Origin of the sequence: Streptomyces sp. BK208 (genome assembly GCF_004364245.1) — a bacterium.
Taxonomy (GTDB): Bacteria; Actinomycetota; Actinomycetes; order Streptomycetales; family Streptomycetaceae; genus Streptomyces.
Genome location: NZ_SOAV01000015.1, coordinates 185212 through 194328 on the forward strand (window position 1 = coordinate 185212; position 9117 = coordinate 194328).

A 9117-nucleotide genomic window follows, 5' to 3' on the forward strand; every position below is an offset into this window, starting at 1 on the left:
GAGTCGCCGGGTCCTACAGATCAAATGTCGCGGAAGAGACCGGCCAGCGTTTCGCCCTGCAGCAATGGACGGTGCGAGTCGATGACCTGCGCTAATGGTCTTCCGCTCGTTTCACGTTGGTGCCCCTTAATGCATTTGGAAGTCCCAGAAACGTCCCAGGGGGCTCCCAGCGCCGACCGACGCTCTCGGCCTTGTGGTGGGCCGTGCGGAACCTTGTTCGGGGCGCCATTGCCCTCCAGGGCTCTCCTCCAGAGCTTTCCCGCATGGCGATGTTGGCCTGGCCGTATGGTGGGGCTCGGCATGCGGCGTGGGCCATACCGGGCTCGGTGCGGTTCCGCCTCGACGGGGCGTAAGGGGGCAGAGAGGGTGGCTGTGCGGGGTGACCGGCGCGCCGTCTTGGTGACGACGGTTCTGGTCCTGGCGGTCGTCGCCGGTGCGCTGTCGCTGCTGAGCTGGGACCGGGCGAACCAGGTGGCTGGCGTGGTCTCCGCGGTGGTCGGTGTGGCCGCCTTGGGAGTCGGCGTCTGCGCGTTGCTGGCCCCGTCCGGGAGCATGGCCCCGTCCGGGAGCACGTCCGTACAGGTGTCCAGGACCGGGAGTGCCACGGCCGCCGGCGGCGGGGACGCCAACACGGGTGCCGTCGCCTCCCCGTCCGACGGTGTGGTCTCCGTCGGCGAGACCGGTGACGCGCGGGCGGAGGGCGGCAGCGCGAATACCGGTTATCGGGGGCAGGGTTAGCGGCGCATCCGATGTTCTTCCGCAGTCGCGCCGCGGTACGCAAGTCGGGTGGATCCTCCGCCGAGGGAGCCGGGGCCTTCGCCAACAGTGGCGTGATGATTGACAGCTTCGTGCAGGTGGTCGCGGGGCGCGCCGCCGTCTCCGGCTATCTCCTGCAGGTGGAACAGGCCCTCGCCGCCGCCGATTTCCAGGGGCGTGAGAGGGAACTCGCCCAGCTGGCCGCCTTCTGCGCGCACGATGTCCCCGCGGACGGTCCCGGCGCCAACTACTGGCGCTGGGTGGCCCCGGCGTGGGCGGGAAAGTCCGCCCTGCTGGCGCACTTCGTCCTGCATCCTCCACCCGGCGTCGATGTCGTGTCGTTCTTCATCACCTCCCGCATGGTCTCGCAGAGCGACGCGGCGGCGTTCTGCGAGGTTGTACAGCGGCAGGTGTACGCCTTGCTGGGCGAGGAGGAGCCGCTGAGCACCCCCGCCACGCGCGACGAGCAGATGCTGCTCGCGCTGCACCGCGCCGCACAGGGGTGCGCGGCGCGCGGCCGACGACTCGTGCTCGTGGTGGACGGGCTGGACGAGGACCGCGGCGTGACCGCCGGTCCCGACGGCCACAGCATCGCGGCGCTGCTGCCACGCGTTCCCCCGCACGGCATGCGGATCCTCGTCGCCGGCCGTCCGCATCCGCCGGTACCGGGGGACGTACCCGCGGACCACCCCCTGCGGACCACGCGGATCGACCGTCGGCTGGAGCCGTCCCCACACGCCCGCGCGGCGCGCTGGGACGCAGAGCGGGATCTGCTGCGACTGCGAGACGGCGGCGGGCTGGGCTGGGACCTGGCCGCTCTGACCGTCGCGGCCGGAGGCGGTCTGAGCGCACCCGACTTCGCGGATCTGACCGAGAGCCCGGCGCGGCTGGTCGAGCGCGAGCTGACCGCGGTGAGCGGCCGCAGCTTCCGCCAGCGCTTCGGGCACTGGACGTCCGACGATCCGCCCGTTTTTCTCTTCGCGCACGAGGAGATCCGGCGCGGCGCGGCGGAACTGGTCACGGACCAGGAGCTGGCGGCCCATCGCAGCCGTCTGCACCGGTGGGCGGACTCCTACCGGAGCGCCGGATGGCCGGAGGGGACACCCGAGTACCTGCTGCGCGGCTACACCCAATTGCTGCGCGAACAGGGGGACGCTCCCAGGCTGGTGACGCTGGCCTGTGACACCGGGTGGCAAGAGCGGTTGTGGCGGGCGTCCGGGGCGGACCTGGAGGCAGTCAATACGGTGTCGTCCGCGTTCGACCTGGTGCTCGCGGACGGCCGGCGCCGCGGCGATCAGGACGTGTCCGTGGCCCTGCGGCTCGCCGCCGCGCGGGACGGGCTGCACGATCGGACGGCGCCTCTCCCGTCCGGCCTGATCGCCCTGTGGGCCCGACTCGGGCACCCGGCGCGCGCCGTTCATCTGGCCGAGTCGCGGCGCGACGCGTGGGACCGGGTGGCCGCTCTGAGCGCCATCGCCGGCGCCCTGGCCGCCGCCGGGCGCACGGATCAGGCGGCCGCTCTGCTCGACGGAGCGGACCGCACCGAGGACCGGGACCGCTTCCTGGAAGCGATCGCCAAGGGCCTGGCGGACTCCGGCCGGTCCGCCGAGGCCCTGCGGTCGGCCCGCCGCATCAGCGACCCGGAGCGCAGGGCGGACGCTCTCGTCGCCGCCGTCGGGGCCCTGGCCAGGGTGGCGAGGAACGCCATGGAAGCTCAGGAGGAGGCCGGGGCCCCGGGCCCCGATGCGGTTCCCTGGGCGCTGGAAGTCGTCGACGCGGTCATGGCGGTGCCCAACACCGTCTCCCGGAGCGCCTTGGGCGCCTCGCTGACCGCCGCGCTCTCCCGGCTCGGCGAGCAGCGCCGGGCCCTGGCGCTGGCGAAGCGTGTCGTGTCCCGATCGGCCGGCTCCGGTGACCCCGTCCGGCGTGCGCAGTACCTCGCCCTGTTCGCCCGGGGGATGTCCACGGCACCGGGGCTCGCCGAACAGGCTGCCGAGTTTGCCCTGACGTCGGCCCAGCTGGCAGCGGACATCGACGACCCCGACGGCGTGGACTGGGTCTACCCCCACGTCGCCGCGGGCCTGGAAGCGACCGGGCACCACCAGCAGGCGACCGACCTGGTCAGCCGTTTCCTGAACGATCCGGAGGACGGCCTGCTCGAGATCGGCATCGCGGCGGCGGAAACCGGTGACCTCGACCGGGCCCTGGAACTGGCCGAGCGGATCACCGAACCCATCTACCGGGCGCGCGTCCTCAACGCCGCCGGCAGGACGACGGCAGAGTCCCGTGACCCGGCACAGACGCTGCGCCTGGCCCGACAAGCCCGCGACGCCACCGACAAGGTGCCCTACCTCCACTGGCGGATGACGCTGTCGACTGACACCGCCGACTTCCTGCTGCGAGCGGGCCAGGAGGAACGCGCCCACGCCGTGGTCAAGCGGGCGACGAACGTGGCGCGGAGGGCTCAGGGGCGCGGGGTGCACACCCTCATCAAGCTGGCCGTCGCAGCTGGCCGGTCCGGGCGGCCGGGCGACGCGGCCCGCCTCATCCACCGCGCCGAACGAGCCGCCGACACGTCCGCCGGTTACGCACGCGTCCTCGACCTCGCGGAGCTGGCCGAGGGCCTGCACCACACGGGTCGCCCCGCGGAGGGGTACGAACTCCTGCTCCGCGTACTCCACGAGAGCTGGGCCCTGGCAGATCCTGCCGAGCGCACCGAGGGCCTGCGACGGGTGGCCCAGGCATTCGGCCGCACCGGGAAACCGGGCGGAGCGGCAGAGCTTGCTCAGGAGATCCTCGGCCTGGCAGGCACTGCTGACAGCCCCTCCCGCCGGCGCTGGGACACGTACGCCGCCGCCGATGCGCTCCTCGCGGCGGGCGAGATCGACGCGGTGCTCGGGCTGGAGGACGGCCTGCCGAAGGACGCGGTCCACGAGATCCTCACCGGTGTCGTGAAAAAGCTGGTGGACACCGGTGATCTGGCCGCAGCAGAGCTGATCGTCGACAGGCAAGGAGACGAGCACGCCCTCGGCCACCTTGCGACGGGCGCCGCAGCCACGGGGGACGTCACCCGTGCCGCCGCGGTGCTGGAGGAGATCAGCACCCCTGCCCTGCGCGAGGCGGCCACGCCGACCGTCGTCAAAGCGCTCTGCCGGGTGGGTGCCCGCACGGCGGCCCGCGCCCTGGCCGACGCCCTCGCCATACCCGAGCATCGTGGCAAAGCCCTCGCAGCGATCGCCCAGTCGCTCGGCCCATGCCCGCAGGGACGCCTCGTGCTGATCGAGGCGCTGTACTGGAGCCCGTGGGAGCGGGTGACTGAGGAGATCGCCGATGTGGTGCCGGAACACCTGCCCCTCCTGGCAGACCTCGTGTCGGCGGAAAGCTAGAGTCCGCCTACAATGATCACCTTGTTGAGGGTCACGGGGGCTGTCATCTAGTCACTGACCGGGAGTGAGATCTTTTGGCTCTGCTGATACCGCAGGCCGTCACCGGGCGGCCCGGCGGGACAGACCACCACGTCACCAGGTGGATGTTCTGCGAGATCCGTGCTGGCCTCTCCTGGCGTGATCTGCGGAACGCTATGGGCACTCGCAGACGGTCTACACCCTGGTTGCGGGGTGGTGGATTGACGGAGTGTTCACCCGTGGCACCTGCATGGCAGACGGTTCTCGCGGAACATTTCGGTGGTGAAGCCCCTTGGTCGTCGGTGTGCCCCCGTCAACAGGCGCTGACGGGAGCACTGCGCGAGGCGGGCCTTGCTGTGGGGCGCTTGAGTCGGACGTAAATCGACCCTAGGGGCGTGCCTGGCACTCGGCGAGTGCTTCAGGGTGAGTGCGTTCGGTGGCTGCAAGGGCTGATGGGCTGCTACTTGGGGTAGAAGCCGGTGATGCGGTAGAGCTGTCCGTGGCGGTGGACGCTGAAACCCATAACCCACTGCTCGGACAGGTTGTCTACGACGATCAGCCGCCGGTCGGTGAGCGCAGTTGGGCGGTGCAGCGGCATAGAAACCGGCACGGGGCATTCGTCGAACAGGGAGCGGGCGTGAAAGGCGGGGGCGGTCACCATGCGCCCCACAAGCGGACCAGTTGGGTGGTACTCGGCTGGCAGCTGTTGTAGGACACCATCCAGTTCGATCGTGACTGTGCGGTGGCGCAGGCCCTGGGAGCGGAGCCGGCTCATAGTGCCACCGCCAGGTGTTCCTGCGGCGGAAGGCCGTAGCGCATCCAGAACCTGAGGGTGCGGGCTGTGTGGATCTGACCAGTACCCGTGGCCTGGCGGCTATCGAAGACCCAGCGGTTCACCTGCACGAAGGTGCCGTGGCCTGTGCGGAGATCGAGCTTAAGGTTGAGGAAAACCGGACGCTTGGCGACGGCGAAGCCTTGCCACGGACGTTCCCAGCGCAACAGTGTGCCGAACTGCGAGTCGTTCCAGACCATCAGGCGTTGCGAGCGGTGAGCGTCACGGCAGTCCAGGATCCACAAGTCGGCGTGTGCTTCCCGGCCGGCGACTTCGGCGGGTGGAAGTGGGCGGGCCTGGACCTCAGCCCGCTTCCCGCAGCGCAGTTGGCAGTCGGCACGGCGGTTGCCGAGGGAGATTTCGGTGGCCACGCCCCATCCTTTGATCTCCTTGTGCCACGCAGACTCGGTCATAGGGCGCCTGCGTAGAGAAGGAGTTCGGCGTCGTCCTCGTCCAGGCCGAGGGCCTGCGGCCCGACTTCGGTCAGCAAGTCGGCGACGGTGAAGATGCCAGGAAGGCTGTCGATGCCGGCGACTAGACGGTCGTAGCGTTTGACTAGGGCGAGGATGCGGTTTCCACGCGCTCGGTGCCTTTTTGCACCTTGGGTGGACTCTTTGGCCTGCTGGTCGAGCCGGTCGGCCTCCCTGAAGTCGCGTTCGGCGAGAGAGGGCAATACGTCGATGATGCGGTCGAGGTCTTGCAGTACGAGTTGCCGAGCGGTCTTCTCCGTCAGTTCGCCCCCCCTCGCCGAGTACAACCTTCGCGACGACTTGGTCGTCGGTGGCTCTGGCGCGTGGACCGGGAACGCTGGCGTCGTCCGGGGCGGTGGGGGTGGTGCCGCAGCCGGGGCCTTGGAGAGTGGGTTCGGTGCGCGAAGGGCCGGGCGGTCCGGCCAGGGCAGCGAGTCGGATCTCTTTGGTGACCTTGTTGAAGGAGGTGGTGCACATCGACTTCACCGCGCGGTCGAACACCGCGTGGTACTCGGCCGACAGCACTTTGATTTTCGATCGAACGATCCCCTGTAGCCGGGAGAACTGCTCACCCTCGCTCCCGCCGGCGAGAATGCAGCGGAGGGCTTCACGGTCGAGGACGTCACGTACGTTGTTGGAGTAGCGGCCTGCGGCGCTGGGCATGGGTTTCTACTTTCCTGCCAGGAGTCGGATGGTGCGGGGACGCTGCTGCAAGACCCGGTCGGCCCAGGAAGCGACCGAGTCGCGGATGGACTCGACGGACTCCCAGACCTCGGGGTCGTTGACGTCCACGAAGTCCTCAGGACCGAGCAGCAAGATTTCTCTGGCTTTGTGGACCAGTCCGAAGTAGCGGATGGTCCAGTCGGCGTGCGGATCGCGGTCCTCACTGCCGACGAGCTCATCGAGTAGGGCTTCGTCCGCGCTGGGAGCCGGTCGCATCTGTGCGCGGACGTAACGCGCGACGTCCTGGTCCTTCAGCACTTCCCGCACTGCGGGCTCCCGCAGCACGGCCAGCACTGCCGCCGGACTCTTGGTCAGCTCGGCCAGGACGGCCTCGCGAACTTCTTCTCGGTCGAGCTGCGCAACGATCTCTGCGGGAGGCTCGGCTCCGCCCGCCAGGCCCAATGTCAGGCGGTATTGTGCCGCATCCAGTGAAACGGGCCATCCCGCCCGCTCTGCCCTGTCGAGTAGTTCGAGCAGCAACGTGATGCGTCGGGCCCGCTCTTGGGGATCGGTGACGCAGGCGGTGGTCACGCACTTCCACGGGACGTGGACGGCGGAGGCGAGCAGACGGTCGCGAAGTGCGGTTCCTGCGAGGCGCGTAACCCGAAGGTATTTCTCCAGTGTCTCCGTCGCGTACCCAAGCTGGTGGGCCAGCTGTTCCAAGGCGACGCTTGCGCCGGGTGCTGTCCCGTCGGCGATCTCGGCACAGACGTCACCGAGGCCAAAGCGTGCCGCCAACTGTGCCCGTGATGCCCGGATGTCCGTCTCGGTGAAGGTTCTCGCGCGTCTGAGCTGATCCTCGGTGTAGCCGGGACCGGTGGGCCCGCCCGGCTCGATCCATACGTTCTCCATGGCCGAGGACCGTAAGCGGCCCCAGCTGCCGTGGGCCCCACGTATCCCCGGATCGGACCAGCCGAAATTTCTTCGACGACGAATATTGCAGAACCGTGTGCTAGGCGCTGAACCGGTGGCGCAGCCGTTTGACTGACCGCGCCGCATGCCTTGAATCTGCTCGTCGTCGTAGTCGGATTTGCAGCGAGGCGTACAAGATGAGCACCAGCTCGAGCTATCCCCTGGGCCGGGATTACCCGTCGATTCCCGATGGAGACTTGCCAGCGGGCCTGTTGGCCTTCTTCGACCTCACCGAGTCCGAGGTCGAACTGATCCTGACCAAACGCGGGCCGCAGAACCGCTTGGGCTTCGCCATCCAGCTCACCTTCCTGCGGTCCCTGGGCCGATTCCCCAAACCGCAGGAGATCGCTTCCCTGCCACGGCCGGTCGTGGAACACGTGGCGGCCCAGCTCCACATCAGCGACGGCGTGGCCGTCCTGAGCACGTACGGTTCGCACGACGGGCTGACGCGGCGCCATGCAAAGGAGATCCGGTCGGCCTGTGGCTGGAAGCCATACAGCAAGGGCGAGGCAGCGCTGAAAAGCATGCTGGTGTCGCGCGCCACGTACACGGAGGAAGGAGTCAAGGCCCTCCTGCGGCGCGCGGTCGCCTGGCTGCGGGAACAGCGCATCGAACTGTCCGGCGAGAGAACCCTCACCGATCTGGTCCGATCAGTACGAGGGGCGAGCGACCAAGAGATGTGGCAGGCACTCTTGGCCCCGTACGCGGACCGGCTGTCCGAGCTCGATCGACTGACCGCAGTCCCGGACAACGAGCGAAAGTCGCCGCTGGCTGAACTGCAGCGAGGGCCGGGCAAGCCCGCCTGGACGAATCTCGCGGGCGCCTTCGCCCGGAACCACGAGGTCCAATCGCTGGGGCTGCCGCCCGCGGACACCCGCGTCTTCTCTGCCCGACGCCTGTCGCATCTCGCCCGGTTCGCCACAGAACATGAGGTGCAGAGGACGAAGCGGCGTGCCGCGACGGTGGCAGCAGTTGCCCGCTTGACCGAGACCGCTGCGGACGACGCGGTCGACATGCTGGTGCACCTGATCGCCAATGACCTGATCGGAAGAGCACGACGCAGGACCGAGAAGGAGCGATCTGCGATCTTTCCTGACCTGGCCCATTCTGCCGCCGTCATGAGGGAGGTAGGGAAAGACCTGCTTGACACGAGACACGAAAAGGTTGACGCCGAGACTGGAGAGATCATCCCTCCTGTGGCAGACACCATGACGGTGCGCGAATTCCTCGACAAACTTGAGGACATGCCCGCCTTCGAGGCAGCCGTCACGGTGGCGGGCGAACTGGCTCCCGCGATGGGATCCGATTCGGATGAGGCTCGCCGCGCCAAAATGATCAAGCGGATCGATCTCCTGAAGACGTACCTGCCGCACATCGTCGGAGGGCTGGCGTATCGGCACGGCACGCCGGAAGCCAGACACGTGCTGGACGCTCTGTGGTCGCTGACCGACCTGATCGACCGCCCCGCCATCAGCCGGGCCGAGGCCGATGAGCGTCTGTTGACCGGGTCGTGGAAAGAGCTGGCCCTCCGTGCGCCGCACCTATCGCCCGAGATGGTTGACACCGCCGCCTACGCCTTCTGCGTGGTGGAGCGGTTCTACTCCCGCCTCCTGCGGCGCGAGATCTTCGTCGAAGGTGCATCGAAGTGGGGTAACCCGGAAGCGGACTTGCCGTCGCCGACGGAGTGGGCGGCGTTGCGGGCCTCTGTTTCGAAGAGCCTGGGGCTTCCATTGGACGCGGTCGCCCACCTGAAGCGACTGGGCCAAGAGCTCCATACCAAGACCCGCGCGATCGCGGAGCGCCTGCCGAAAGACCGACAGTTCCAAGTTAGTGACGGTGGCCGGCTTGTCCTGTCCACGGCACCTCTTCCCCCAGATCCTAAGGGCTGTCCCGTAACTGCTGGTCACAGGCGGGGTGGCCTTGGTGCATCTGGCGTGATCACGGCTTCGGATTCAGCGTGGATAGCGAAAAGGGCAGGGCCCCAGGCGACCGCACGTTCCTCTCAGCTGCCTACGATGTG

7 protein-coding genes are annotated in these 9117 nt (G+C 68.6%); 3 read left to right on the forward strand and 4 right to left on the reverse strand.

Annotated elements, in window-relative coordinates:
* Positions 1–399: 399 nt before the first annotated feature.
* Entirely contained in the window at positions 400–738 is a 339-nt protein-coding gene (locus EV562_RS31170; RefSeq protein WP_133890213.1) for a hypothetical protein, read from the forward strand.
* A gap of 95 nt (positions 739–833) precedes the next feature.
* Positions 834–4142 (forward strand): hypothetical protein, encoded by a 3309-nt coding sequence (locus EV562_RS31175; protein WP_243860274.1) that lies wholly within the window; start codon positions 834–836, stop codon positions 4140–4142.
* Positions 4143–4620: 478 nt separating this feature from the next.
* Here EV562_RS31175 and EV562_RS35225 read toward each other — a convergent pair whose 3' ends face one another.
* The 4 genes from EV562_RS35225 to EV562_RS31190 form a co-directional block, all read right to left on the reverse strand.
* Positions 4621–4935 carry a hypothetical protein gene (locus EV562_RS35225; RefSeq protein ID WP_166662079.1) on the reverse strand — a complete coding sequence of 105 codons (315 nt, stop codon included), beginning with the start codon at positions 4933–4935 and terminating at the stop codon, positions 4621–4623.
* Positions 4932–5363, reverse strand: a complete 432-nt coding sequence (locus tag EV562_RS31180; protein ID WP_133890206.1) for a hypothetical protein — start codon at positions 5361–5363, stop codon at positions 4932–4934. Before EV562_RS31180 ends, EV562_RS35225 begins: the two co-directional genes overlap by 4 nt.
* Before the next feature lie 38 nt (positions 5364–5401).
* Positions 5402–5665 (reverse strand): hypothetical protein, encoded by a 264-nt coding sequence (locus tag EV562_RS31185; RefSeq protein WP_166662080.1) that lies wholly within the window; start codon positions 5663–5665, stop codon positions 5402–5404.
* A 466-nt stretch (positions 5666–6131) separates the two neighbouring features.
* Entirely contained in the window at positions 6132–7037 is a 906-nt protein-coding gene (locus tag EV562_RS31190) for a hypothetical protein (RefSeq protein ID WP_133890208.1), read from the reverse strand.
* Positions 7038–7234: 197 nt separating this feature from the next.
* Here EV562_RS31190 and EV562_RS31195 point away from each other — a divergent pair.
* A partial coding sequence (locus EV562_RS31195) for a DUF4158 domain-containing protein (RefSeq protein ID WP_133890209.1) occupies positions 7235–9117 on the forward strand: 1883 nt, incomplete at its 3' end.

What these genes read in the sequence shown, in the direction of transcription:
- EV562_RS31175 (WP_243860274.1), top strand. Translation starts at nt 834, where the DNA reads ATGATTGACAGCTTCGTGCAGGTGGTCGCGGGGCGCGCCGCCGTCTCC.
- EV562_RS35225 (WP_166662079.1), bottom strand. Translation starts at nt 4,935, where the DNA reads ATGAGCCGGCTCCGCTCCCAGGGCCTGCGCCACCGCACAGTCACGATC.
- EV562_RS31190 (WP_133890208.1), bottom strand. Translation starts at nt 7,037, where the DNA reads ATGGAGAACGTATGGATCGAGCCGGGCGGGCCCACCGGTCCCGGCTAC.